Source organism: Phenylobacterium sp., assembly GCF_030651185.1.
In the GTDB taxonomy this organism is placed as follows: domain Bacteria; phylum Pseudomonadota; class Alphaproteobacteria; order Caulobacterales; family Caulobacteraceae; genus Phenylobacterium.
In genome coordinates, this window is record NZ_JAUSCJ010000041.1 from 60,451 (window position 1) to 84,923 (window position 24,473).

Annotated in this window: 28 protein-coding genes; 13 read left to right on the forward strand and 15 right to left on the reverse strand. The window is 69.2% G+C overall.

The genetic code is table 11. The annotated features are described in order from the left end of the window. Positions 1-59 precede the first annotated feature (59 nt). Together Q7J39_RS19685 and Q7J39_RS19690 are read right to left on the reverse strand one after the other, a co-directional pair. Positions 60-764 (reverse strand): sensor histidine kinase, encoded by a 705-nt coding sequence (locus Q7J39_RS19685; protein WP_304829457.1) that lies wholly within the window; start codon positions 762-764, stop codon positions 60-62. A gap of 111 nt (positions 765-875) precedes the next feature. Next, entirely contained in the window at positions 876-1,697 is an 822-nt protein-coding gene (locus Q7J39_RS19690; RefSeq protein ID WP_304829460.1) for an ABC transporter permease, read from the reverse strand. Between the two features lie 221 nt (positions 1,698-1,918). Between Q7J39_RS19690 and Q7J39_RS19695 the strand changes: the two genes are divergently transcribed. The 4 genes from Q7J39_RS19695 (at position 1,919) to Q7J39_RS19710 (ending at position 5,146) form a co-directional block, all read left to right on the forward strand. Further along, positions 1,919-2,419, forward strand: a complete 501-nt coding sequence (locus Q7J39_RS19695) for a GcrA family cell cycle regulator (RefSeq protein ID WP_215342376.1) — start codon at positions 1,919-1,921, stop codon at positions 2,417-2,419. A 60-nt stretch (positions 2,420-2,479) separates the two neighbouring features. Beyond that, entirely contained in the window at positions 2,480-4,069 is a 1,590-nt protein-coding gene (gene xseA, locus Q7J39_RS19700) for an exodeoxyribonuclease VII large subunit (protein WP_304829463.1), read from the forward strand. Between the two features lie 28 nt (positions 4,070-4,097). Continuing rightward, a complete protein-coding gene (locus Q7J39_RS19705) occupies positions 4,098-4,316 on the forward strand; it encodes a DUF2093 domain-containing protein (protein WP_304829466.1) in 219 nt (72 codons plus the stop codon). A gap of 143 nt (positions 4,317-4,459) precedes the next feature. Continuing rightward, positions 4,460-5,146 (forward strand): M23 family metallopeptidase, encoded by a 687-nt coding sequence (locus tag Q7J39_RS19710; protein ID WP_304829469.1) that lies wholly within the window; start codon positions 4,460-4,462, stop codon positions 5,144-5,146. Here the strand turns inward: Q7J39_RS19710 and Q7J39_RS19715 are convergent. Together Q7J39_RS19715 and Q7J39_RS19720 are read right to left on the reverse strand one after the other, a co-directional pair. After that, entirely contained in the window at positions 5,143-6,411 is a 1,269-nt protein-coding gene (locus tag Q7J39_RS19715) for a S9 family peptidase (RefSeq protein WP_304829473.1), read from the reverse strand. The genes Q7J39_RS19710 and Q7J39_RS19715 overlap by 4 nt on opposite strands. A 116-nt stretch (positions 6,412-6,527) precedes the next feature. After that, positions 6,528-7,445: a lysophospholipid acyltransferase family protein gene (locus Q7J39_RS19720; RefSeq protein ID WP_304829476.1), complete on the reverse strand. Its 918-nt coding sequence runs from the start codon at positions 7,443-7,445 to the stop codon at positions 6,528-6,530. Between the two features lie 135 nt (positions 7,446-7,580). On the opposite strand from Q7J39_RS19720, the gene Q7J39_RS19725 reads away from it, so the two are divergent. Both Q7J39_RS19725 and hisN read left to right on the forward strand, forming a co-directional pair. Continuing rightward, the gene (locus Q7J39_RS19725; RefSeq protein WP_215906474.1) at positions 7,581-7,964 is read left to right on the forward strand and encodes a helix-turn-helix domain-containing protein; all 384 of its coding nucleotides are present in this window, start codon (positions 7,581-7,583) and stop codon (positions 7,962-7,964) included. A 59-nt stretch (positions 7,965-8,023) separates the two neighbouring features. Next, a complete protein-coding gene (gene hisN, locus Q7J39_RS19730) occupies positions 8,024-8,833 on the forward strand; it encodes a histidinol-phosphatase (RefSeq protein ID WP_304829481.1) in 810 nt (269 codons plus the stop codon). Here hisN and Q7J39_RS19735 read toward each other — a convergent pair whose 3' ends face one another. The 3 genes from Q7J39_RS19735 to Q7J39_RS19745 all read right to left on the reverse strand — a co-directional run bounded on the left by Q7J39_RS19735 (position 8,834) and on the right by Q7J39_RS19745 (position 11,216). Then, positions 8,834-10,309 carry an alpha/beta fold hydrolase gene (locus tag Q7J39_RS19735; RefSeq protein WP_304829484.1) on the reverse strand — a complete coding sequence of 492 codons (1,476 nt, stop codon included), beginning with the start codon at positions 10,307-10,309 and terminating at the stop codon, positions 8,834-8,836. Then, positions 10,302-10,622: an SCP2 sterol-binding domain-containing protein gene (locus tag Q7J39_RS19740; RefSeq protein WP_304829487.1), complete on the reverse strand. Its 321-nt coding sequence runs from the start codon at positions 10,620-10,622 to the stop codon at positions 10,302-10,304. The genes Q7J39_RS19735 and Q7J39_RS19740 overlap by 8 nt, the downstream gene beginning before the upstream one ends. Before the next feature lie 108 nt (positions 10,623-10,730). Continuing rightward, on the reverse strand, positions 10,731-11,216 hold the full coding sequence (locus Q7J39_RS19745; RefSeq protein ID WP_304829490.1) for a DUF3617 family protein: 486 nt from the start codon (positions 11,214-11,216) through the stop codon (positions 10,731-10,733). Positions 11,217-11,294: 78 nt separating this feature from the next. Between Q7J39_RS19745 and Q7J39_RS19750 the strand changes: the two genes are divergently transcribed. Further along, the gene (locus tag Q7J39_RS19750) at positions 11,295-11,930 is read left to right on the forward strand and encodes an MSMEG_1061 family FMN-dependent PPOX-type flavoprotein (RefSeq protein WP_304829493.1); all 636 of its coding nucleotides are present in this window, start codon (positions 11,295-11,297) and stop codon (positions 11,928-11,930) included. 2 nt (positions 11,931-11,932) lie between these two features. On the opposite strand, the gene Q7J39_RS19755 is transcribed toward Q7J39_RS19750, so the two are convergent. The 3 genes from Q7J39_RS19755 to Q7J39_RS19765 all read right to left on the reverse strand — a co-directional run bounded on the left by Q7J39_RS19755 (position 11,933) and on the right by Q7J39_RS19765 (position 14,654). After that, positions 11,933-12,865, reverse strand: a complete 933-nt coding sequence (locus Q7J39_RS19755; protein WP_304829496.1) for a serine hydrolase — start codon at positions 12,863-12,865, stop codon at positions 11,933-11,935. Between the two features lie 4 nt (positions 12,866-12,869). Then, positions 12,870-13,709: a class I SAM-dependent methyltransferase gene (locus tag Q7J39_RS19760; protein ID WP_304829501.1), complete on the reverse strand. Its 840-nt coding sequence runs from the start codon at positions 13,707-13,709 to the stop codon at positions 12,870-12,872. A 105-nt stretch (positions 13,710-13,814) separates the two neighbouring features. After that, positions 13,815-14,654, reverse strand: coding sequence for a class I SAM-dependent methyltransferase (locus tag Q7J39_RS19765; protein ID WP_304829505.1), 840 nt, complete (start codon positions 14,652-14,654; stop codon positions 13,815-13,817). 239 nt (positions 14,655-14,893) lie between these two features. Here Q7J39_RS19765 and Q7J39_RS19770 point away from each other — a divergent pair, with 239 nt between their 5' ends. After that, positions 14,894-15,349 carry an Hsp20 family protein gene (locus Q7J39_RS19770; RefSeq protein ID WP_304829510.1) on the forward strand — a complete coding sequence of 152 codons (456 nt, stop codon included), beginning with the start codon at positions 14,894-14,896 and terminating at the stop codon, positions 15,347-15,349. Between the two features lie 223 nt (positions 15,350-15,572). Further along, positions 15,573-16,010, forward strand: coding sequence for a hypothetical protein (locus Q7J39_RS19775; RefSeq protein WP_304829512.1), 438 nt, complete (start codon positions 15,573-15,575; stop codon positions 16,008-16,010). Here the strand turns inward: Q7J39_RS19775 and Q7J39_RS19780 are convergent. From Q7J39_RS19780 to Q7J39_RS19795, 4 genes are all read right to left on the reverse strand, one after another. Next, a complete protein-coding gene (locus Q7J39_RS19780) occupies positions 16,007-16,774 on the reverse strand; it encodes a crotonase/enoyl-CoA hydratase family protein (protein WP_304829515.1) in 768 nt (255 codons plus the stop codon). The two genes, Q7J39_RS19775 and Q7J39_RS19780, sit on opposite strands and share 4 nt — an antisense overlap. Before the next feature lie 61 nt (positions 16,775-16,835). Next, positions 16,836-18,101, reverse strand: coding sequence for a pentapeptide repeat-containing protein (locus Q7J39_RS19785; protein ID WP_304829520.1), 1,266 nt, complete (start codon positions 18,099-18,101; stop codon positions 16,836-16,838). A gap of 73 nt (positions 18,102-18,174) precedes the next feature. Next, positions 18,175-19,434 (reverse strand): pentapeptide repeat-containing protein, encoded by a 1,260-nt coding sequence (locus Q7J39_RS19790; RefSeq protein WP_304829523.1) that lies wholly within the window; start codon positions 19,432-19,434, stop codon positions 18,175-18,177. Between the two features lie 96 nt (positions 19,435-19,530). Continuing rightward, a complete protein-coding gene (locus tag Q7J39_RS19795; RefSeq protein ID WP_304829526.1) occupies positions 19,531-19,965 on the reverse strand; it encodes a bifunctional diaminohydroxyphosphoribosylaminopyrimidine deaminase/5-amino-6-(5-phosphoribosylamino)uracil reductase RibD in 435 nt (144 codons plus the stop codon). A gap of 98 nt (positions 19,966-20,063) precedes the next feature. On the opposite strand from Q7J39_RS19795, the gene Q7J39_RS19800 reads away from it, so the two are divergent. Both Q7J39_RS19800 and Q7J39_RS19805 read left to right on the forward strand, forming a co-directional pair. Then, on the forward strand, positions 20,064-20,810 hold the full coding sequence (locus Q7J39_RS19800) for an ABC transporter ATP-binding protein (protein ID WP_304829529.1): 747 nt from the start codon (positions 20,064-20,066) through the stop codon (positions 20,808-20,810). Then, positions 20,807-22,348, forward strand: coding sequence for a hypothetical protein (locus Q7J39_RS19805; RefSeq protein WP_370690119.1), 1,542 nt, complete (start codon positions 20,807-20,809; stop codon positions 22,346-22,348). Before Q7J39_RS19800 ends, Q7J39_RS19805 begins: the two co-directional genes overlap by 4 nt. A 77-nt stretch (positions 22,349-22,425) precedes the next feature. On the opposite strand, the gene gpmA is transcribed toward Q7J39_RS19805, so the two are convergent. Beyond that, the gene (gpmA, locus tag Q7J39_RS19810) at positions 22,426-23,142 is read right to left on the reverse strand and encodes a 2,3-diphosphoglycerate-dependent phosphoglycerate mutase (protein ID WP_304829532.1); all 717 of its coding nucleotides are present in this window, start codon (positions 23,140-23,142) and stop codon (positions 22,426-22,428) included. Positions 23,143-23,248: 106 nt separating this feature from the next. Here gpmA and Q7J39_RS19815 point away from each other — a divergent pair, with 106 nt between their 5' ends. Both Q7J39_RS19815 and Q7J39_RS19820 read left to right on the forward strand, forming a co-directional pair. Continuing rightward, positions 23,249-23,494: a hypothetical protein gene (locus Q7J39_RS19815; protein WP_304829535.1), complete on the forward strand. Its 246-nt coding sequence runs from the start codon at positions 23,249-23,251 to the stop codon at positions 23,492-23,494. Continuing rightward, complete coding sequence (locus Q7J39_RS19820) at positions 23,491-24,453, forward strand: SIS domain-containing protein (RefSeq protein ID WP_304829538.1); 963 nt, start codon at positions 23,491-23,493, stop codon at positions 24,451-24,453. Before Q7J39_RS19815 ends, Q7J39_RS19820 begins: the two co-directional genes overlap by 4 nt. Positions 24,454-24,473 lie beyond the last annotated feature (20 nt).

A 24,473-nucleotide genomic window follows, 5' to 3' on the forward strand; every position in this document is an offset into this window, starting at 1 on the left:
CTTCGAACCCAGTCCTGTCAATATTGCTCGCGCACGACCGATCGGTGACAGGTCGGCGCTCAGGGCAGGCTGAGGCGGAAGCGCAGGCCCAGGCCCGCAGACTCGAAGGCCGTGGTCGCCCCCACCTGCCGGCTGAGCGTCCGGATTAGGCGAAAGCCCAGGCCGCCGTCGGTGGCCGGATCAAATCCGGCCGGAAGGCCCGGCCCGTCGTCCACCACCTCGATCTGGACCGCCCCGCCCTCGCGCCCGTGGCACCGCACCCGGACAACTCCGGCCTGACCGTCGGCGTGGGCGTACTTGAAGGCGTTGGTGATCACCTCCGAGACGATCTGGCTGAGCGGCAGGACCTGATCGGCCCGCACGTGGCACGGGGCCGGGATGTCCTGGATGAGCTTGGCGGCGCCCGCCAATCCCGAGGCGAAGGGCGCGCAGATCGCCCGCAGGTGCTCGCTGAGGTCCACCGAGCCGCGATGGCCATGGGTGGCCAGGGCCCGATGCAGCCGGCCAACCGCGTCCACCTGGGCGCCTATGGTCTCCAGCAGCAGCCGGGTCTCCCGGTCCAGGCCCGCCGCCTTCAGTCGCACATAGCCGCCGAGCATGGTCAGGTGGTTGGCGATCCGATGATCGGCCTCCACCAGCAGGCTGCAATCGGCGCAGGCCGAGGCGATCTCGGGGATCGGCATGGGCGGCTCGCCGCGACCGGGGGACAGTGGCACAACGGGCGCGGCGCGCATCGCCTTGAAGTGCGACAGGTCTGCCTGCATTGTTTCAATCCGGGTCTGTAGGGCGCCGGACGCCCAGCTTCACCAGAAGGCCGATTCAACCTACGGACATTGATAGAGATCAAGTTCGCGCGAGCGGAGAATCGGCCACCGCTAGGTCTTCAGCTTGTAGCCGGTCTCGAACATCCACAGGCAGATGCAACTGAAGGCGATCACGAGACCGGCGGTCATGCCCATGCCGGCGATCAGCGAGCCCTCGGCGTGGCCGATGAAGCCGTAGCGGAAGCCGTCGATCAGATAGAAGAACGGGTTGTAGTGGCTGGCCGAGCGGAACGGCTCGGGCAGGCGCTCCACGAGGTAGAAGGTGCCCGACAGGAAGGTCATCGGCATGATGATGAAGTTGGTCACCGCCGACATGTGGTCGAACTTCTCGCTCCACAGCCCGGCCATGACGCCCAGCAGGCCCAGGATCATCGAGGCGCCGATCCCGAAGTAGAGGATCGCCCAGAGGTGGGTGACCGGCAGGGCGGCGAAGGGCAGGACCGCGAGCCAGGTCACCGCGCCGACCACGATGCCACGGGTGGCGGCGCCGAGCGCGAAGCCGGCCACATGCTCCAGGGGCGTCAGGGGCGGGGTGAGGAAGTCGCCGGTCAGGCCGTTCATCTTGGCCTGCAGCAGGCTCGAGGACGAGTTGGCGAAGGCGTTGTTGAGGATCTGCATCATGATCAGGCCGGGCGCCACGAAGGTGGCGAAGGCCACGCCGTGGACGGGGACCCGCGCGCCCTGGGCGGCCACCACGAAGACCATCATATAGAGCAGGGCCGTGACCACCGGGGCGGCCAGGGTCTGCATGCCCACCTTCCAGAACCGGCGGATCTCCCGGATATAGAGGGTTCTGAGACCGGCCCAGTTGACCCCGTGATAGTCGCGGGGCTGGGGCGGCATAACGGCTGCGGCGTCGGGCATATCCTTCATGAGGGCCCATGTGCGCCCAGGCCGCGACAAGCGCAAGGGTGCGGCCTTGCGACGCTATATGTGGTTCCTGTGGATGAAGGGAGGGGCGCCTATTGTGGCTCTTAAGGATCTGTTTACGATATCTGGTAGTTGGTGATGTCGTGAGTAGCGCGCTGCCACAACATATTGATCCTGGGTCTGCCGCGCGGGGCTGATGGAACCAGGACACGCGGAGCAAGACCATGGGCTGGACAGACGAACGCGTCGAAAATCTCAAGAAGCTCTGGCAGGACGGCCTGTCCGCCAGCCAGATCGCCAAGCAGCTTGGCGGCGTCACCCGCAACGCGGTGATCGGCAAGGTTCACCGGCTTGGCCTCTCGGGCCGCGCCACCCCTTCCAAGCCCGCCCGCCCGGTCTTCAAGGCCCCGCGTCCGCAGCGCGCCGTGGCCCAGCCCGCCGCGCCGCGCCGCATCGCCGAGCCGCTGGTGGCCCAGGCCCCCGTGCCGGCGCCGGTCCGCTATATCGACGAGGCTCCCGGCTCGGCCACCGTGCTGACGCTCGGCGCCCACATGTGCAAGTGGCCGATCGGCGACCCCTCCACCGACGGCTTCACCTTCTGCGGCCGCCGCCAGGATGACGGCCCCTACTGCGCCGAGCATGCCCGGGTCGCCTATCAGCCGGCCCAGGCCAAGAAGCGCTCGGGCCCCAACGAACTGGCCCGTTCGCTGCGCCGCTACATCTAGGTTGCTCTGGAGAGCTGGCGAGGGTTTGGGATTCGGCCCGGCCCTCGCTAATCTCTCCGCATGACCGACCTCGCGCCAGAGTCGACCGACTCCAACGCCAAAGCCTATTCCGTCTCGGAACTCGCGTTCGCGCTGAAGCGCACGCTTGAGGACGCCTACGGCTTCGTCCGACTGCGCGCCGAGCTTTCCAAGGTCACCTTCCACGGCAACGGCCACGTCTATCTGACCCTGAAGGACGAACGCGCCGCCATCGACGGGGTGGTGTGGAAGGGCTCGGTGAAGAACCTGTCGGTCCGGCCCGAACAGGGGCTGGAGGTGATCGTCACCGGGAAGATCACCACCTACCCCGCCGGTTCCCGCTACCAGATCGTCATCGAGACCATGGAGGCCGCCGGCGTCGGCGCCCTGCTGGCCCAGCTCGAACGGCTGAAGGCCAAGATGCAGGCCGAGGGCCTGTTTGAGGCCTCGCGAAAACGCCCCCTGCCCGCCATGCCCATGGTCGTGGGCGTGATCACCAGCCCCACCGGCGCGGTGATCCGCGACATCCTGCACCGCATCCGCGACAGGTGGCCCTGCCGGGTGATCGTCTGGCCCTGCGTGGTCCAGGGCGACGCCGCCGCCGCCCAGGTGGGGAACGCCATCCAGCGGTTCAACGCCCTGACCTCGGACGGCCCCGTGCCGCGGCCCGACGTGCTGATCGTGGCGCGCGGCGGCGGCTCGGTGGAGGACCTCTGGGCCTTCAATGACGAGGGCCTGGCCCGCATCGTGGCGGCCGGCACGATCCCGCTGATCTCGGCGGTGGGCCACGAGACCGACACCACCCTGATCGACTTCGTCTCCGACCGCCGCGCGCCGACCCCCACGGCGGCGGCCGAAATGGCGACCCCGGTGCTGGCGGAACTGCGCGCCGCCATCGGCGACCTGTCCTCTCGCCTGCACCGCCAGGGGGGCCGGATGGTGGAGGATCGTCGGCAACGTGTGGCCAATGTCGGTCGGTCGCTCACCCGCGCCCGGGACCTGGTGGAAATGGCCGCTCAGCGCTTCGGCCTGGTGGCCAACCGGCTGGCCGCGGCGCTAAACCGCAACTTCTCCATCCACGACAACCAACTGGTTCGGGTCGCTGGCCGTCTCGCGCCCGCCCTGCTCCAGCGCCCGCAGCAGCTCCAGGCCGAGCGGCTGTCGGGGGTGGCCTCGCGGCTATCGGTCGGCCTCACGCGCAATATCGCCGTTCATCGCTCCGAGCTCACCCGCCTCACCGCCCGCCTGGTCCCGGTCCTGCTCCAGCGGCCGCAGGAGCAGCAGGCCCAGGCGCTGGCCCGAACCGCCTTGCGGCTACAACCGGCTCTGGCGCGGGGCCTGGAACGGATGACCGAGCGGCTGGCCTACCAGGCCAAGCTGCTCGCCCCCCTGGACCCCAAGGCGCCGCCCCGGCGGGGGTTCGCCAAGGTGCTCCGCGCGGATGGCTCCCTGGCCCTGGACGGCGCCTCCCTGCGGAGCGGCGAGGGGATTTCCCTGGTCTTCGCCGACACCACCCGTGAGGCCACCATCGACGGAACCCCCACCGCCCTCCCCGAACCGCCGCCGGCGCCGGCCCGTCCGGTCCGCGCGCCCAAGCCCTCGTCACCTTCCGCGCAGGGCGATCTGTTCTGAGCGAGTCGGGTCGTCTAAGATGGCGCCCATGAACGCCCATGACCTTTCCGGATCCACCGCCGACCTGGCTGTCGTCCACTATGGGGACGGCGAGTTCGTCGTCCTGAAGCCTGGCCGCTACGTGGTCTGCGCCGTCTCCTCGGTGAAGGTGCCGCTGGAGGCCCTGCGCTACTGGAGCGCCCCGCTGCAGGAAGCCTATGCCGGCCCGGCCGAGAGCCTGGCCCGCTGGCAGGCGACCAACCGCTGAACCGGCGCGGCGCCCTCCTGGGCCTGGGCGCCCTGGCGCTCTCGGGGTCCGCCCGCGCCGCGACGCCGGGCCTGTCGCTCACCGGCCGATACCAGCAGGGCGGCAGCGTCATTGGCCGCACCAGTCCTCGCGCCCAGGTGTTCGTGGACGGCCAGCCCGAGGGTGAAGCCTCCGAAACCGGGTTCTTCGTCGTCGGCTTTGATCGCGACGCCGGGCCGCAGGCGGTTATCCGCGTGGTCAATGGCGACGGCGAGGCCAGCCACACCGCTCAGATCGCGCCGGGCGGCTTTGACATCCAGCGCATCAACGGCCTGGCCCCAAACCAGGTGAACCCGACGGGCGAGGCCCTACTGGCCCGTATCCGGGCGGAAGCCGCGCGCAAGGCGCAGGGCTTCGCCAGCCGCACCGACCTGGACGGGTTCAAGGGCGGCTTCATCGCCCCGCTGGCCAAGTACCGCCAGACCACCCGCTTTGGCGGCCAGCGCATCCTGAACGGCGAGCCGCGCACCCCGCACTTCGGCGCTGACCTCGCGGCCCCGACCGGAACCCCGATCCAGGCGCCCGCGCCGGGCGTCATCGCCTTCGCCGAGACCGGCCTGCACTTCGAGGGCGGTCTGACCATGATCGACCACGGCCAGGGCCTGATCAGCCTCTATCTGCACCAGTCGCGGGTTGACGTGCGGCGGGGCGAAATGGTGGAGCGCGGCCAAGTGATCGGCGCCGTGGGCAAGGAGGGCCGTGCGACAGGTCCCCACCTCTGCTGGCGCATGAAGTGGCACGGCCGCAACCTCGACCCCATGCTGCTGATCGGCGTGAGGACGCCGGCCTAGAGGGCCGCGATCCAGCCGCACACCGCGTCGATGGCGCTCGGATCAAGCGTGGTCTCGATATCCCCGTACTCCGATGGTGCGCCGGTGATGGCTGGCTGCAGGAAGTGGTTGAGACCGGGGAGGGTCACGATCCTCGCCAGGGGATTGCCCGCCAGCGCGGCGGTGATCGCCGCCTCGTGAACACGGGGCGCCGTCTGCAGATCGTGCTCGGCGAACACCACCAGGGTCGGACAATCCAGCCGCCGGAGGCTGGCCGTATGGTCGTATGTCGCCCAGTAGCGCCGCCAGGGGGTGGCGGCCACGGCGGCACGCAACTCGATCCGCGCGGCGGGAAGACCCGCAGCCTGAAGTGAGGCGCGGACCTGGGCGATGACCTCGTCGGCGCTCGGGGCCTTGGAGGCAAGCGCCAGGGCCCGGCTGATGCGGGCAATCCGATCACGGCCCTGCGGCATCCCGCCCACCGCATCGATGGCGCGGAAAAGCTCGGTCTCCACGATGACCTCGTCGGGGACTCCGGTGGGGGTCATTAGGACACAGAAGGCGATGGCCGGGTCGCCCGCCGCAACGTCGGCGGAGATATGCCCGCCCTCGCTGTGCCCCAGCAGACCGACCGCGCCGATATCGGACCGGTCGCGCAGCATCGCCACGGCGCACGCGAGGTCGGCCGCGAAGTCGCCGGTGGTGGCGTCCTGGAAATTGCCCTGCGACCGGCCGGTTCCCCGCCTGTCGAAGCGCAGGGTCGCAAAGCCGCGCCGGGTCAGGTCGTCGGCCCAGATGGCGAAGGGCCGGTGACCGGCCACCAGCTGATCCCGACCGGTCTGGCCAAACCAGTTGGAGAGCACAACAGCCTGGTGGGGCCCCTTGCCCTTCGGCAGCGTCAAGGTCGCCGACAGCGGCGAGCCGTCCGCGCCGGCGAAGGTGATGTCCTGGACCTCATATCGGAAGGGCGGCCTCGGGGCCTGGGGTCGCGCGGCGTGGACGACCGCCGGCGCCACACCGCGCTCGAAAGTGACGGGAAAGACGATGCCGCCCTGGCGGCAGGTTCCCTGCAGCCGGTCGCCCACCGGCGCGAGGGTCAGGGCGATGTCGAACGGATCGCTCTCGAACGCCAGCCGCCCGTCGGCGTGCGTGATCGGCAGATCGACCACCCCCGCCGCCTGCGTGTTGAGCCAGGCCGCCGGTCCGTCGAGCCGGAAACCGAGCTTCACCTTCACCGAGCCGGTGTCGAGCACGCCGTGCCAGTCGCCTGAGATATCTGAGGTCATGGCCCGAAAATCGGCGAGGGCCGGGCGACCTGGCAAGGCACAATAGCTTGGCTTGATCCGGCCGCCGCGGCCTGACACCCTGTCAGCGTCGGAGGTTCAGAAAACCTCCGCGCCGCTCACTTTCGCGACCGCTTGTAGATCTCGCCCGGCCAGCGCTTGTGGACCCAGAACCATTCGGTGGGCCGGTCGCGGATGCGGTCCTCGATGAAGGCGTTCACGCGGGCGACCCCGGCGGCGATGTCTTCGTTGCGGTGGCCGGTGTTCTCCAGGTGGATGGGGTCGTGGACCACCACCTGGAAGCGGGCCTTGTGGGTGCGTCGCACCGACATCGGCTGCAGTGGGATTCCGAAGCGCAGGGCGAAGCTGGAGGGGCCTGGCGCGGTGTAGCAGGTGACGCCGAACAGCGGCGCGGCCACCCCGCCGTTGAACTTCTGGTCATTCATCAGGGCCACGCATTCGCCCCGCGCCAGGGCCCGGATCAGCTCCCGGGCGCTCTCGGTCCCCTTCGGCGCGAACAGCCGGACGCCATAGCGGAAGCGCGAGCGGCGGAAGCTCTCGTCCACATAGGGGTTGTTCATCGCCCGATAGGTGATCTGGCAGGTGATCCCGGCGTGGACGATGGCGGCGGGCATCACCTCCATCGAGGAGAAGTGGCCGGAGATGAACACCACGGATTCACCGGTGTCGGCGATCTGCTTCAGGCGCTCGGCGTTCACCACCTCGACCCGGGTGGGATCGTTGATGATCTTGTCGAGGATCGGGAATTCCAGGGCCACCCGTCCCGCCTCGGCCCAGCTCTCGTCGGTGAGCAGGGCGATCTCGGCGTCGCCCGCCTGGGGGAAGGCGATCCGCAGGTTGGTCTGGACCACCTTGTGGGTGCTGGTGAGCGGGCCCAGCCGGCGGAACAGCCAGGCGCCGAAGTCCGATACGCCGTCGATCGGAAACAGCCGCGCCAGACCGGTGACCAGGTCATAGGCCAGGGCCTCGAGCCGCCACACGACATGCTGGGCCAGGGAGGGTCGCGTCTCCGCCATGGCCTGTCCTAGCCGCCCCCCCTGATCCGCGCAACGCGAGCCGGAGTCTCCTGGCGCGCGACTTGCCCATTTCAGGCCAGACCGTCTCGCTTTGGGACGGGCGCCAACAGATACGAAGAAGGGGCGGTGCATCCCATGGGTAACGACATCGACGTTCATCTCGGTAAGCGCCTTCGCCGGCGCCGCCGTCTTCTGGGTCTGACCCAGCAACAACTGGCCGGCGCCTGCGGCGTGCGGTTCCAACAGATTCAGAAGTACGAATGCGGCGCGAACCGCATCTCGGCCGCCCGCCTGTGGCAGCTCTCCGAGGCCCTGGAAGTGCCGGTCGGCTACTTCTATGACGGCCTCTCGGAACTGGCCCAGCGCGAACCGGCCAACGAAGGCGACGGCGGGGGCGAGATGTTCGCCCGCAAGGAGACCCTCGACCTGATCCGCGCCTACTACCAGCTGGGTGAGCGTCCGCGCCGCCGTCTGCTGGACCTCGCCAAGTCGCTGAACGGCGAACACGAGGCTGTCTGACTCTCCCCTGCGTATCTGGGGGGATATCGCGAGGGCGAGCGGCGGGATAAAGCGAGTGCATGCTCGCTCCCGACCGTCTCGCTGCTCTCGATAGCTTTCTGATCGAACTGAACCACGCCTCAGCCGCCGCCATCGCCCCGCTGTTCCGGGCCGATCACGGGCTGGAGGACAAGGGCACGGCCACCTGGTTCGATCCCGTCACCGCCGCCGACAAGGGCGCGGAGGCGGCCATCCGCCAGCTGATCACCGCGCACTATCCCGAGCACGGGGTGATCGGTGAGGAGTATGGCGAGGATCGTCCGGACGCGGAGTTCGTGTGGGTCCTGGATCCGGTGGATGGGACCAGGGCGTTCATCGCCGGCCTGCCGGTCTGGACGACGCTGGTCGCCCTGCGGCACAACGGACGCCCGGTGCTGGGCTCCATCGGCCAGCCCTATATCGGCGAGCTCTATATCGGCCATGCCGGGGGCTCGCGCCTGATCGCGCGCGGCCAGGAGAAGGCGCTGAAGGTTCGCGCCTGCCCGAAACTGACCGACGCCATCATCGCCACCACCGACCCGGAAGGCTGCTTCAACGGCGCCGAGCTGGGCGCCTGGACCCAGGTTCGGGCGGCGGCCAAGCTGGCCCGGCTGGGCTGCGACGCCTACGCCTACGCCATGGTGGCGGCCGGCACGATGGACATGGTCATCGAGGCCGGCCTGAAATCCTGGGACATTGAGAGCGCCATCCCCCTGATCGAGGGGGCCGGCGGCCTGGTCACCGACTGGCGCGGAAACCCCGTGGGTCAGCAAGGCGGCCAGATCGTGATCGCCGGCGACCGGGCCTGCCTCGACGAGGCCCTGGTCGCCCTCAAGCGGTCAGCGAACTAATCAGGTCTTCTTCGGAGCGGCCTTCGGGGCGGCAGGCTTCTTGGCCGCCGCGGGCGTCTTGGTGGCGGCGGGCTTGACGGCGGGCTTAGGCGCCGCTTTCGCCGCGGCAGGCTTGGCGGCGGCTTTCGGGGCCGCGGCCTTGGGCGCGGGCTTCGCAGCCGCGGGTTTCGCGGCGGCCTTGGCCGGAGCCTTCGCAGCGACCGGCTTAGCCGCGGGCTTGGGCGCCGTCTTGGGCGCGGCAGCCTTGGCGGGGGCGGCGGCCGTCTTCGGAGCCGCGGCCTTGACCGGAGCCTTGGCCGGAGCGGCTTTCGCGGCGGGCTTGGCGGCCGTCTTCGGCGCCGCAGCCTTGGCGGGCGCGGCAGCCTTGGCTGCGGGCTTCTTGCCGGCCGCTTTCGGAGCTGCGGCAGGCTTGGGCGCAGCGGCCGGTTTCGGCGCAGCGGCGACGGGCGCCGGAGCCGGAGCCGGAGCCGGAACCGGGGCGGGAGTCGGCGCTGCGGCGGCGGGCTTGGCCGGGGCGGGCTTGGCGCCGGTGATCTTGCCGATCAGAGAGTCGAAGGCGGCCCAGAAGCCGGAGCGCTTGGTGTTCGTTTCCATAAGAATCTCATGATAGGAGCCGGCCACGCTGACGAATTCGCCGGCGGGCAAGTGTGATGCGACCAATCGTTGGGCGTCGTCGAGGACAAGCTTGTCGTCTTCGGCTGAAACGATGACCACTGGGATCTTTACGCTCCGCAGGTGTGCGGGGTTGGCGAGGTAGCCGGTGGCGCGCAACGCGAAATCGAGCCAGCCCCAGGTGGGGCTGCCCAGCGCCAGGTCCCGATTGGCCGCCACCTGAGCCCGCGTGCGGGCGAAGCGGACGGGATCGTGGGTGAGGACATTGCCCTCGAAGACCTCGTTGAACGGATCGGCGGGCGGGCCCTGCACATACTGGCCGCCGCGGCCGGTCAGGCTCTTCCAGGCGGCCATCAGCTTGGCCTGGTAGAGCGGGGTGTTTCCCGTCCGCACCCCCAGCATCGGCGCGCAGAGCACCGCTGCGGCGAAGCGGGGCGCCTCGCCCTTGGCGAGCGCCAGCAGGGTCAGGCAGCCGCCCATGGAGTGGCCCACCGCGATCCACGGCTTGGGCAGGCGCGCCTCGAAGGCGGCCAGGATGGCGTGATAGTCGTCGAGGAAGGTCTGGTAGCCGTAGGCATGGCCCTTCAGCCGGTCGGGCAGTTCGCGATGGGACAGGCCCTGGCCGCGCCACTCCTGGACCAGGACCGTGAAGCCGCGATCCATCAGCTCCTGCACCACCTCGAAGTACTTCTCGATGTGTTCGGTGCGGCCCGTGCTCAGCACCACCGAGCCGCGCGAGGCGCCCTTGGGTTTGAACAGCGCCACGCGCAGTTTCGCGCCGCCGGAACAGACCACCCACTCGGCTGCGCCGCCCGCCGGGATCGGCGCCTGGGGGATAGAGACCAGGGATGCGGCTTCAGCCATGCTCGGCCACCATCTTGGAGAAGAGTTGCTGGACCTGGGGCTGCAGGGACATGGCCAGGCCCATGTCGGAGAGGCGCATCTTCCCGCGCATCACCGCCGTCATGGGGTCCAGCTCGCGCTTGCCCATGGCCTTCATGTCGTTCTGGCTGATGGTGATGGTCAGGTCGGCCGGCTTGTCGTCATTGCAGACGACCCCGCCGTCAATGTGGATGAAGCCTTCGCCCTTGAGGTCGAACTTCACGGATTTGCCCAGGCCGGAGTCGTCGCCGACTCCCGTCCGCACCCGCTCCGTCAGTTCCTGCAAGCTCGCCAAGGACTCGGCCCTTCCCAGTGGATGAAGGGGGCACCTTCGCCTCTCGGGCGAATGATGTAAACGCCGCCGCTTTTCGCAGGGTTAGCGAGGGGTTTCGGTGGCCGCTGATCAGTCCGCCTTGACCGGTGCGGGACAGGCGTCGCCCAAGCGGCGCGCATCGGTGGTGAAGCGCCCGCCCAGCGGCAGACCGGCATAGGTGGTGTCCACCTCCGCCACCATCTTGAAGGTGCTGGGCGAGTAGGAGCCCGTCGCCTCGATGGCGACCTGGCGGCCCTTCTTGCTGGCGCAGGTTCCCTTCAGGGTGATCTTGCCGTTCTGGAAGATCCGCGTCGGATAGGTGCAGCTGTAGTGGCGATTGCTGGGCCCCATGGTGAACTTGGCCACCTCCGAGGGCGTGATGCAGCGCCGCTCCTTCTTGGTCTGGCTGATCACCGCCTGGACCTTGTTGGTCACCTCCCAGTAGCCGGGCTGGATGGTGGACTCCTGGGCGAAGGCCGGGGCCGACGCCGCGGCGGCCAGGGTGATCAGTCCAGCAGTGACGATGCGCAACATGTTCCAGCTCTCGACCCGAATGATGCTGACAGAATAGCGCATCAAGGTGGCTCATTCCTGACCCGGCGTTTAGGGCCCCGTTCATCTTGCACATCGTGGGCGTGGCGCGCATAGTTGCGAATGCTTCGCAACAACGAGGACGCCATGAAGCCCTTCGAACTCGCCGACCTGGATCAGATCTACCGCCAGCCCGGAAAGCTGGTGATCGACAAGGCGTTGGCCGTTGTCGACAAGCACGGCAAGGCCTTCATCGCGCTCTCACCCTTCTGCGTGGTGTCCTCGGCCGGCCCCGACGGTTCGATGGATGTCTCGCCGCGCGGCGGGGAGCCGGGCTTTGTTCATGTCAGCGAGGACGGGCTGACGCTCTTCCTGCCCGATCGTCCGGGCAACAACCGGCTCGACACCCTCCGCAACCTGCTGGCGGGTCCCGGCCGCATCGGCTTCATGTTCATGATCCCCGGCGTCGATGACGTCTACCGGGTGAACGGGCGGGCCAGCGCCAGCGCCGATCCGGAGCTGCTGGGCCAGTTCGTGGAGTTCGGAAAGACCCCGCGCCTGGTGCTGTCCATCGCCGTCGACGAGGCCTTCTTCCACTGCCCCAAGGCGATCATGCGCGGCCGGCTGTGGGACGCCGAAGCCCAGGTCGAACGTTCAGCCCTGCCCAGTGGGGCGGAGATCATTTTCGACCAGCTGAACATGGGCAAGCTGCCGGTGACCAACGAGGTGATCCTCGCCGACTACAAGACCCAGCTCTGACATCACGCGGCCCAAAGGGCCTCGATCCCCGACTTCACCGCGCGGGCCATCTGGGCGTTGATGGCCGCGGCCCCCGCGAATGGCGCATGGGCATGAGTGAAGACAGCCACGGCGTAGCGTGAGCCATCGGGCCAAGTGATCACGCCCACCTCGTTGCGGACGCGGCCGAACAGGGCGCCGCTCTTGGCGGCCAGCGCCCCGCCGTCGGGCACCGCCGCCTCCAGGCGCCGGGTGACCTGCTGGCCCATCACATCGCGCAGCATGGCGCAGGCGGGCGGCAAGGCCGCGGTATCGTTCCAGACCGCCGCCAGCAGGGTGGTCATGTCCCGCGCGGTGGTCCGTGAGCCCCGCGCCGGATCGAGGGCGGCCACCGCGGCGATGCGGGCCGGGTCCACGCTGCCCGCCTGCGCGGCCGGCCCCAGCTTGCCCGCCTGGGCGGCCAGCAGCTCGGCATAGTTCCGGAACTCCAGCTCAACGGCCATGGTGTCCAGCATTGTCTTCAGGTCGCTGACGATCCGCGTCTCGCGGCAGCCGCAGCTCACGGCCCGCGCATTGATGGCGTCGAGACCCAGGCGGCCGATCAGCAGGTCGGTGGCGGCGTTGTCGCTCAAGGTGAGCATCATCCGGACGAGGTCGCGCAGGGATAGCCGCAACGGATCCTGGAAGTTGGAAATGCCCACCGGGCCGGGGGTGACGACGGCGGGGCGCAGGTCCACCTGCTTGGCCGGATCAATCTCGCCCTCCGCCGCCCGGGCGTAGAACTCCAGGGCCACCAGGACCTTGAAGACAGAGGCCGGGACGACGGGGCGGTCGGCCTCGAACCCCACCTCCGCGCCGGTGGTGAGGTCGAGGATGTGCAGGGCGCCGTCGCAGCCGGCGGCGGCGAAGCCGGCGGCGAAGCCGGCGGCGATCTCGGAAATGTCGGGGGTGGCCATGGCTTCAGGTCGGCTTGACGAAGCGCAGGGTCATCCGGTCGCTCTCGCCGATGGCGTCATACTTGGCGTGGTTGAAGGTCGGATCGTCAGGCTGGCCGCGCGGCGAGGAGCGGCGCACCGGCGGCAGGGTCCAGACGCCGAAGGGATGGTCCTTGGTGTCCTTGGGGTTGGCGTTGATCTCCGAGGTCTTGTCGAGAATGAACCCCGCCTCCTGAGCCAACTGAATGACATAGGCCTGCTGTACGTAACCATCGGCGGCCAGCACGTCCTGCACCGCCCCGGCCGTGGCGCGATGCTCCTCGACCCCCAGCACGCCGCCGGGCTTCAGGGCCACGAAGGCGTCGTGAAAGGCCTTCTCGGCGATGCCGGCGGCCATCCAGTTGTGCAGATTGCGCAGGAAGAGGACGAGGTTGGCGGAATTGGCCGGCGCCACCGCGCCGCTGGTGGGGCCGAAGGAGGTGATCTCCACGTCGCCATACAGCTTGGGCTTGGCGCGCAGCTTGCGCCGGTAGGCCGCCACGATCTCGGCCGAGGCCGGTTCGCCGGGATCGTTGGTCTGCAGGTCGGCCGCGAACAGCTTACCGTCGGTGGCCGCCAGATAGGGGGCCAGGATGTCGGTATACCAGCCCGCCCCGGGCCAGAATTCCACCACCCTCTGACCCGGCGCCAGACGGAAGAACGCCAGGGTTTCGGCGGGATGGCGCCAGGGATCTCGGGCCCGATCGGCGGGGTCGCGCCAGGCGCCGGCCACCACCTGGTCCAGCGTCATGGGGCCGGCCTTGGCGGTGGGCGGCTTGTCAGCCTTCTTGCCGCAGGCGGCGAGCGCCAGGGTCGAACCGATCATCGCACGCCGCGACAGAGACCCCGCTGAAAGCATTACGAAACCGAACCCCTGGAAGAACACTCAACCGCAGTAGACTGCGTTGATGGACCGGTCAAAACCGCCGCCTCAGCCGGGCTTGACGAAGCGTAGGGTCATGCGGTCGCTCTCGCCGATGGCGTCGTATTTCGCCCGGTCGAAGGCGGGGTCCGGAGCCTTGCCGCCCTGGCTGCTGGTGCGCGACGGCGGCAGGGTCCAGACGCCGAAGGGGTGGTCCTTGGTGTCCTTGGGGTTGGCGTTGACCTCCGAGGACGCGGCCAGCTTGAAGCCCGCCTTCTCGGCGGCGGCCACCACCGTGGCCGTGGCGACATAGCCGTCGCGGGCGTCGGCGTTCTGCGGCCGGGGATCGGCGCGGTGTTCCTCAACCGCCAACACGCCCCCGGGCTTCAGCGCGGCGTAGAAATCGGCCATGGCCTTGTCGAGCATGGGCGGCTGCCAGAGCCAGTTGTGGATGTTGCGCGCGGTGATGACCATGTCGGCCGAGGCCGACCCCAGGGGCTTGGACTCAGGTCCGAAATTGACGAAGCCGACCTTCCCGAACTTGGCTTCGTCGGCGTACTTGGCCTCGAAGGCCACGCGGCCCTTGCGGGCGCCGTCGGAGAGCTTGGGATTGTCCAGGTCGGCGGCGCTGGCGATGTAGGTCCCGCCGGTGGCCTTGGCGTAGGGCGCGAGGATCTCGGTCCAATAGCCGCCGCCCGGCGAGATTTCGAGGATGGTCTGCTTGGGCTTCACCCCCCAGAAGGCCAGGGTCTCGTAGGGATGGCGCGCGGCGTCCCGCGCCGTATTGGCCTCGGTCCGGGCGGCTCCGGCGATGGCGGCCTTCAGCGCCTTGTCCTCCGCGGCCTGGGCGGCGGGCGCGAGGCTGATGAGCGCGAAGGCGGAGAGCAGGGCGAGCGAGCGGGCGGACATTGAGCGACCTCAAGGTGTTTGGAGACCGCGCGACCCTAATGGCCAAGCCTTCCCTGGCAAGGCCCCGCGCCATGACGTTTGCGTCAGAACAAGCCCCTTGAAGCCCGAAAATCGGTTCCTACCTAATCACTCGAAGGCGCTGGATTTCCGGGCCTTCCAGGCGGCGCGAGACTTCGGTGCGTGCTGAACCTGCATCCCTGACCTGCAACCTTGCTTTAGCCAAGAAGGATGTGACCCACATGCGTACTGTCGACTTTTCCCCCCTCTATCGCTCCGTCGTCGGCTTCGATCGCCTCGCGGCCCTGCTTGAGACCGCCACCGCGGACGCCGCCACCGGCTATCCGCCGTACAACATCGAGCGCACCGACGAGAACGCCTACCGCATCGAGATCGCGGTGGCGGGTTTCCGCCCCGACGAGCTCAATATCGAGGTGAAGGAAAACCTCCTCACCGTCCAAGGCCGCAAGGCCGCCAATGACGACCAGCGCCGCTTCCTGCATCGCGGCCTGGCCGAGCGCGACTTCGAGCGCCGGTTCCAGTTGGCCGACTATGTGGTGGTGACCGAGGCCAAGCTCTCCGATGGCCTTCTGGCCATCTCCCTGAAGCGCGAACTTCCCGAGGCTCTCAAGCCTCGCCGGATCGACATCGCCACGGGCGAGAGCGCGCCGCTGATCGAAGGCGAGAAGGCCGCCTAAGCCCCCTTAGGTCGGAACTCCGGGAGGGCGGCGCGGGGACGCGCCGCCCTTTTCCGTGACCCTTGTTGCAGAGCGATGCTCCACGGCCGCTATTGTATTCAAATTGCGGGACAAAGATTTCGCCGAAGAAATTTCATGAACTGAAGATGATATTCGGCGTTCAGACGGGGCTCAGATCGATGATGTCATATTCAAATCACAAGATCAGTCCAAGAAGCACATCATGAAGCCCCTAGCTTTCGTCGCTCTCGCCACCGCCCTGCTGGCCGCCTGCGCGCCCCGGGCGCCCGAGAAGACCGTCGCGGCGATTGATCCGAAAACCTCGGCGATGACCGCCGCCACGCCGGCTCAAGAGCGCCAGTCCCAGACCCTGGACCAGATGCTGACCCGAGTCCGCGAGCGGTTCGCCGCCGCCGATCTGAACCAGGACGGCAAGGTGACCACCGAGGAACTCGAACAGGCCCGGGCCGACCGCGACTTCGCCGCCCCGCGCCGGGCCGGCGGTCGGCTGATGCGCGCCGACACAGACACCGACGGCGAGATCACCCTGGCCGATGTCGAAGGACATGCCCGCCACCGCTTCGCCCGGCTGGACGCCGACAGGAACGGCGTCTTGACCGGCGCCGAGCTGCGCGCCGGTCTCCGTCCGCCCGCGAACTAGAACTTGCCGTGCCGGCCCTCGCCGGCCGCGAACCGGGCCGCCCCCTGCGCCGCCGAGCCCGATCTCAGGGTCTCGCGCCCGAGGTCGGCCTCGTTCACCGTCGCCGAGTCCCAGTCCATCGACCACTGGGCGATGGCCGAGGCGCGATCGCTGCGCAGGCAGGCCTGGGGGAAGGCCGAGAGCTGCTGCGCCAGTTCGATCGCGCTCTCCAGCGCCTGGCCCTTGGGAACCAGCCGGTTGGCCAGGCCGATTGCGTAGGCCTCCGCCGCGTCGACCGGACGCCCGGTGAGGATCAGGTCCATGGCCCGCGAGTGGCCGATCAGGCGCGGCAGGCGCACGGTGCCCAGGTCGATCAGCGGCACCCCGAACCGCCGACAGAACACCCCGAAGATCGCGCCCTCCGCCGCCACCCGCAGATCACACCAGGCCGCCACCTCGATACCGCCGGCCACGGCATGGCCCTCGACGGCGGCGATCACCGGCTTGGACAGCTCCAGCCGCGTACAACCCATGGGGCCAAGATCGCCGTCGCGATGCACGCGATTGCCCCGCCCCTCGCTGACCCCCTTGAGATCGGCGCCCGCGCAGAAGGTCCCGCCCCGTCCCTGCAGGATGGCGACATCCAGGTCGGGGTCAGCGTCGAAGGCCTTGAAGGCGTCGTAGAGCTGCTGGGCGGTGGGGGCGTCGACGGCGTTGCGGCTATCCGGCCGCTCGATGGTGACGATGGCGATCCGGCCGCGGGTTTCCACACTGACAGTCTGCACGGGAGCTTCCTCTCACGTTGAGGCGGTCAGGCTACGCCTCTGACGCTGCGTCAGCGAACACTCAGGCCGCGGCGCGGGCCAGATCGAAGCCGAGGGTGGCGTGCAGCTGCACGTCGCGGACGCTGGCCCCGCTCAACCGGGCCCCGGAGAAGTCGCAACCGCGCAGGTCGGCGCCGTCCAGAATCACGTCGGTCATGTCGGCCCCCTGGGCCACGGCGTAGCGGACATTGGCCCGTTCGAAGCTGGCGGCGGTCTGACGGGTGGCGCTGAGCGGCAGGGGCGAGAAGATGGCCCCCCGCAGGTCGGCCTTGGTGAGGTTGGCGCCGGTCAGCCGCGCGCCGCGCGCGTCGGCGTCCCGCAGGCGGACGCCGCGCAGGTCCGCGCCGTCCATGTGGGCGCCCTGCAGGTGGGCCCCTGTCAGGTCGAGCCCAACCATGATCGCGCCCTTGGCGCTCATGGCGCTGAGCCGCAGGCCCCGCAGACGGCCGGCCAGGGGCCGCAGGTCTTCATTGTCGAACACCGCGGGCTTCCCCTCGCGGCCGCCGGTCTGACACCAGAGGTGGTTGGCCTGAGCGCGGGCGAACAGTTCCTCGGCCCGTTCGACGACCTCGTCGCTCGGGGCGCGCATGGCGCCGGACATGTTGGCCCCGTAGGTGCGGGCCTGGGCCACGTCGACCCCGATGATGGTGACGAAGGAGAGGTTCGCGCCCTCGAAATTGGTGTTGGCCACGTCGGCGCCGTCCAGCATGGCGCCCGACAGGTTGGCGTCCTTCAGATTGGCGCCGGACATCTTGGCGCCCTTCAGGGAGCAGTCGGTGAAGTCGGAGGCGAAGAGCGAGGCGTCGTTGAGCCGGGAGCCGTCCAGGGTGGCGCCGGCGAAGATGGCGTGGTCGAGCTGGCCCTCGCGGGTCTCGTGGACCACCGAGGCCAGGCCCTTGGAGGCGTGAGGGATCGCGACTTGACCGACCCGGAAATCGGCCTGGGTCAGGTCGGCCTGGGACAGGTTGGCGCCCCGCAGGCAGGCGCCGCGCAGGTCGGCCCGGACCAGGCGCGCGCCGCGCAGATCGGCCTTGCGCAGGTCGCAGCCGAACAGGATGGCGCGTTCCAGGTTGATCCCGGCCATCTTGGCCCCGTCGAAGACCGAGGCCGAGACGTCGGCGTCCGACAGGTTGCGGCCGGCCAGGTCGGCGCCCGACAGGTCGACGAACTTCAGGATCGCGCGCTTGCCGCCGGGGCGGCCGGCGATGAATTTCTCATGGCTCGAGACCATCAGCTCGATCTCGCCGGGAGAGAGCTTTCTTCGACCGGACAAGGTGATGCTGGACATTGCGTCTCGGCTTTTGGCGAACGGCGGTCTTCAGACCTAGACCTCAGATGCAACCGAACCGTTAAGCTGGCCTTCAGATTGTCTCGCCCAGGCCCCGCGCGCCCCACTTCTGGGCGCCGGTGAAATTGGCCTGTCGTAGCTGGGCGTTGGTGAAGTTGGCGCGGCTCAGGTCTGAATTGATCAGCAGCACGTGGCGCAGATCGGCCCGCGCCAGGTCGGCGTTCTTCAGGCTGGCGCCCGTCAGGTTGCAGGGCAGGATGCGGTCGCCCCCCAGCAGCAGCGGCCCCATCTGAGCGTCGCGCATGTCGGCGCTGGCGAGCTTGGCGCCCATCATCCGCGCACCCCGCAGATCGGCGCGGCGCAGGTTGCAGGCCCGCAGGTCCGCGCCCTCCAGGTTCGCGCCCTGAAGCTGCACGCCCTCCATGTCCAGACCGTAGAACACCGCACCCTTGGCCGAGAGCGCCGTCAGGTTGAAGCCGCGCACCGTCTCCAGCGCGCGCAGGTCGGCGTTGTCGAACACGCTGGGCGAGCCCTCGGCCCCACCGGTTTCACACCAGCGGGCATGGTCGCGGATCATGGTCTTGTACGGCAAGTCGGAGACCGCCTTGCCCGAGGGCTGGTCGGTGAGCGCACCGCGCATGTCGGCCTGGCTGACGTTCCAGGAGAAGGTCTTGGCGCCCACCAGAATGCAGTCGCGCAGATCCGCGCCCGCGAGATCCGCGCCGGAGAGGTCCGCGCCGGCCAGGTTGGCGCCGGTCAGGGTGCATTGCTTGAGGTTGGCCCGGATCAGCTTGGCGTCCTTGAGCACCGCGTCGGTGAAGTCGGCCCGCACCGCCATCACCCCCGACAGGCGCGACCGCTCCAGGTTGGCGCCGGCCAGGATGGCGCCCTGCATCTCGCCCACCCGGTTCTGGTGTTCCATGACTTTCAAGCCCTGGACACGGTCCACAGAGGCGATCGAGCCCTCGCGCAGGTCGCACTCAAAGAGGTCTGCGCCGGTCAGGTTGGCGTTGCGCAGGCAGGCGCCGCGCAGATCGGCCCGCCGCATCGAGGCGTCGGTGAGATTGGCGTTCTGCAGGTCCGCGCCGAACAGATTGGCATGGTCCAGGCGGGCGCCCTGAAACTGGCAGTCGGAAAGGATCGCGCCAGTGAAATCGCCGTCGCAAAGATTGCGCCCCCGCAGGTCCAGGCCGGTGAGATTCTTCCAGGCGAACACCGCGCGCGCGCCGCCCGGTTTGGAGGTCCACAGCCGGTCATGCTTGGCGCAGATGGCGTCGACCTCAGCCTGGGTGAGGGGCTGGAGATCCTGGATAGTTGCGGTTTGAAGCGACATGGGAGGCTGGGGGACCGTGAACTTACTATCCCCAGATTAGGTTATCGTAATTAACACGCTGTTTCCGCGACTTAGCGAAATCACGGTGAAGAATCGCTAAGCCTTGGGCGGCTCATAGCCGGCGTAGAGGCCTGCAGCCTCGGTTTGCAGCAGGCCAAGCTCCACCTTGAGGCCGGCCGCCCGCAACCCTTCCGTGCCGCGCCCCGACGCATAGGTTGAGGCGTCCGTGCAGGCGATGACCACGCGCGTGATCCCCGACACCACCAGCCGTTCCGAGCAGGAGGCGGTTCCCGTGGACCTCTGACCGCAGGGCTCCAGGGTGACATAGGCGGTCGCCCCCCGGGCCGCCTCGCCGGCCTGGTCGAGGGCCTGTTCCTCCGCATGTGGACGGCCGCCCACCTGGGTGACGCCCTGGCCCACCACCTCGCCGCCGGCGACGATCACGCACCCCACGGACGGGTTAACCCCGGTCTTCCCAAGGTGGGTCTGAGCGAGCGCGATGGCGGCGCGCATATGAGCCTGGTCAATCATGCCAGGTTTGTGAGGCGCCCACCGCCCTCCCCGCAACCCCGCGTGGTTGAGCGCCTGCCACCTCTCGCCCATAGTCGGGCCTCGACCGGGGAGGCTTCGTGACCGACGCATTGGTGATCAGGGGCCTCAACAAGACCTTCCGCACGCCCGCCGTGGACGACCTGAACCTGACGGTCCGCTCCGGTGAGCTGTACGCCCTGCTCGGTCCCAACGGGGCTGGCAAGACCACCACCCTGCGGATGGTGGCCGGGTTGCTGAAGCCGGATACCGGATCCATCAGGGTGTTTGGCGTCGATGCGATGGCCGACCCCATGGCCGCCAAGCGGCTGATCGCCTGGGCGCCCGACGAGCCCATGCTCTACGATCGGCTGACGCCCCTGGAATACCTGGAATTCGTGGCCGGGCTCTGGGGCGTGGAGGCCAGGACGGCCCGCGCGCGGTCGGAGGAATTGCTGCGGATGCTGGGCCTGTGGGACGAACGCGGCCGCCGCTGCGAGGGCTTCTCGCGGGGCATGAAACAGAAGACGGCGCTGGCCGGGGCCCTGATCCACGATCCGAAACTGCTGATCCTCGATGAACCGCTCACCGGCCTGGACGCCGGGGCCGCGCGCCAGGTGAAGGACCTGCTGACCGCGCGCACCAAGGCCGGCGCCACGGTGATCCTGACGACCCACATCCTGGAGGTGGCCGAACGCATGGCCGACCGCATCGGCATCATCCAGCATGGCCGACTGCTCACCGAGGGGCGGCTGGACGAACTGAGGGCCCAGGCCGGCGACGGCGCCGCGAGCCTGGAGGACCTGTTCCTCGACCTGACCAGCCAGGCCCAGGCCGCCCCCGCGTGATCGCGCCGCCGGGATCGACCCTCTGGCTGCTGGCCCACGAGATGCGGCTGGGCTGGCGCACCCTGCTGGCGCGGCGCGGCGAGAACCGGCGGGGCGGCTGGATCGCCCTGGCCAGCGTGGGGTTGGTCACACTGATCGGCGGCGTGCCCATCGGCCTGATGCTGCGCCGGGTGGAGATCGGCGTCACACCTACGGGCATCCTGCTGGCCGACGTCATCCTGGCGGTGATGTTCAGCCTGATGCTGTCCCAGACCTTGGCCGCCGCGGCCGACGTCCTCTACGACCGCGGCGACCTGGACCTGTTGTTCTCGTCCCCCATCGATCCGCGCAAGGTGCTGACGGTGCGGTTCGCAGCCATCGCGTTGAACCTGTTTCTGGTGTTCTCGGCCTTCCTCGGGCCGTTCCTGATCCCCATCGCCCTGATCGGCCATCCGCCCTGGCTGGCGGCCTTCCTGGTCCTCGCCGCCGTGGCCATCGCCGCCACAGCCTGCGGCCTGGTGGTGGCCATGGCCATGTTCGCCGCCATCGGGCCGCGTCGGACCCGCACAATCGCACAGGTCGCCTCGGCCCTGATCGGGGCCGGGTTCTTCCTGGTCACCCAGGCGCGAAGCATCTTCGGCGCGCCGGTGGGCTCGGTGTGGAGTGACCTGGTGGCCGCCGCCACCGATCCGAGTTTCGTCATGCCGCCGGTCGCGGCCCTGCCTCTGCGCGCGCTGCTGGGCGACCCCGCGGCCGTGCTGATCCTGTTGGCTGTGGCGCTGACGATGTTCACCGGGGTGAACCTCTGGCTGGGGGGCCGGTTCGCCGCCGATTCCGCCGCCGCCGCCGGAGCCGAGGCCAGCGCGGTCAAGGCGCGCACCCGGCCGGTGGCCTTCACCGGCGGCGCCTTCGCGGCCACCGTGCGCAAGGAGCTGCGGCTGATGAGCCGCGACGCGGCCCTGATGTCCCAGGTCATGCTGCGGGTGCTGTACCTGCTGCCGTTGGGCTTCCTGCTGGTGCGCAACGCCGGAAGTCACTCACTCTTCGCCCTGCCGGGCGGGGCCGCGGCCCTCGTCTTCGTCGCCGGTCAGGTGGCCGCGAGCCTGGCCTGGATCACCGTCTCGGCGGAGGACTCCCCGGACCTGATCGCCTGCGCGCCGACACCGATCGCCACCGCGCGTCGGGCCAAGCTGACGGCGGCCTTCATCCCGGTCGCGGCCCTGCTGACCCCGATCCTGGCGATCCTCATCGTGCTGGAGCCCGGCGTCGGCCTGGCCGCCGCCCTCGGCTGCCTGGCCGCGACCCTGGCCAACGGCTTGATCAACATCTGGTATCAGCGTCCGGCCAAGCGCTCGGAATTCCGCCGCCGCCGGGGGTCCAGCTGGTTCTCCACCCTGGCCGAGGTGGGGGTCGGCGTCAGCATCGCCGCCGCCACGGGTCTGGCCGCCGCCGGTCAGCCCTGGGCGGCGATCCCGGCCGTGGTGGCGGCGCTGCTGCTGCTGGCCATGCGCCGCACCGACGCCCAGATCGCCCAGGCGCTCAGCGTGGCGGCGCGCTAGAGCCCTTTCCGATCAGATTGCTTCAATCGGATCGGATAAAAAGGGCTCTAATTCAAAAGTTTAGAGCATTTTTCGATCTAGGTCCCGTAGGTCGGCAGCTTGGTGGCGCGGGCCGCGTCCAGGTAACGGGCCGAGGTCGGCTTCAGGGCGCTGTCCAGCTCGATCAGCAGCGGATTGCCGGTCGGGATCTCCACGTCAATGATCGCATCGGACGACAGAGCGTAGAGCAGCTTGACGATGGCCCGCAGGGAGTTGCCGTGGGCCGCGACCAGCACGGTTTCTCCGGCCGCCAGCTTCGGTGCGATCTCGGCGGCCCAGTAGGGTTCGACGCGGTCCAGGGTGGTCTTCAGGCTCTCGGTGTCCGGCAGGGCGGCGCCGGCATAGCGGCGGTCCCCCGCGAAGTCGAACTCACCGCCGGGCGCCAGCGGCGGCGGCGGCACGTCATAGGAGCGGCGCCAGACCTTCACCTGGTCGTCGCCGTGCTTCTTGGCGGTCTCGGCCTTGTTGAGGCCGGTCAGCCCGCCGTAGTGGCGCTCGTTCAGCCGCCAGTCCTTGGTCTCCGGCACGAAGACCTGGCCCGCCGCCGTCAGGGCCAGCCAGCTGGTGCGGATAGCCCGCGTCAGCACCGACGTGAACACCCGGTCGATCTGGATCCCGGCCGCCTTGATCAGTTCGCCGCCCTTGGTCGCCTGGGCCTCGCCCTCCGGCGTCAGGTCCACGTCCACCCAGCCGGTGAAGCGGTCTTCGAGGTTCCAGCGGCTCTGGCCATGGCGCAGCAGGATCAGGGTGGGCACTGGGAAACCTCCATTCGCGGTCGAGGCCTGCGGGCTAGGGGGCGAAGGCGGAGAGGTCAAGGGTTCGCTGGCCCGAGGCGATTGTAGCCGCTATATCCGCCCAACCATGCGTGACCGCCTGTTCTTCCCCGCCATCGCCCTGGCCGCCCTCGCGATGGTGGCCCTGGCCCTTGTCTGGCCCCAGGGGCTCGGCGACCGCTCGCCAGGCGTCTTCGGCCGCACCCCCACCCAGCGCACGCCGGCCGTCCAAGCCGCCATGAAGCGCGAGAGTGAGGCCGCCAACAAACGCGTCAACCAGGCCCGGCAGGCGGTTTCCGACCTGCAAAGCCAAGCCATAGCCCCGACCCAATGAGCGATTTCGACGCCGTGGCCGTGGGTCGCCGAGTGCTGGCCGCCGAGGCCGACGCCCTGACCCAGCAGGCCGACGGGCTGGGGGAGGCCTTCGCCAGGGCCGTGGACATTCTCCACGCCGCCAAGGGCAAGATCGTCTGTTCGGGCATCGGCAAGTCGGGCCACGTGGCGCGCAAGATCGCCGCCACCTTCGCCTCCACCGGAGCCCCGGCCTTCTTTGTCCACGCCAACGAGGCCAGCCACGGGGATCTCGGCATGATCGCCGAGGGGGACGTGGTGCTCTGCCTGTCCAAGTCCGGCGAAGTGAAGGAGCTGGCCGACGTCCTGGCCTATTCCCGCCGCTTCCACATCCCGCTGATCGCGCTGACCGCCGATCCGATGAGCGCGCTGGGCAAGGCCGCCGACGTGGTTCTGCAGCTGGCCGACGCCGCCGAGGCCACCGCCGAGGTCAAGGCGCCCACCACCTCGACCACCCTGCAGATCGCGCTGGGCGACGCGCTGGCCGTCGCGCTGCTGGAGCGGCGCGGCTTCACGGCCAAGGACTTCAAGACCTTCCACCCCGGCGGCAAGTTGGGCGCCATGCTGCAGACGGTGGGCGACCTGATGCACGGGGCCGCCGAACTGCCCCTCGTGTCGCTCGACACCCCCATGGCCCAGACCCTGCTGGTGATGACGGAAAAGGCCTTCGGCATCGTCGGCGTCACGGGTCCGGACGGCGCCTTGCAAGGCGTGATCACCGACGGGGATCTGCGCCGCCACATCGACGGCCTGATGGGCCACACCGCCGGCGAGGTCATGACGCCAGGCCCCAAGAAGACCGCGCCCCCCGGCATGCTGGCCGGCGAGGCCCTGGCCCTGATGAGCGACCCGCTGCCGATGGTCACCGTGCTGTTTGTGGTGGAGGGGGACAAACCGGTCGGAATCTTGCGCGTTCACGACCTGGTGCGCGCAGGCGTCTAGCAATCGTCACAAAACACAAG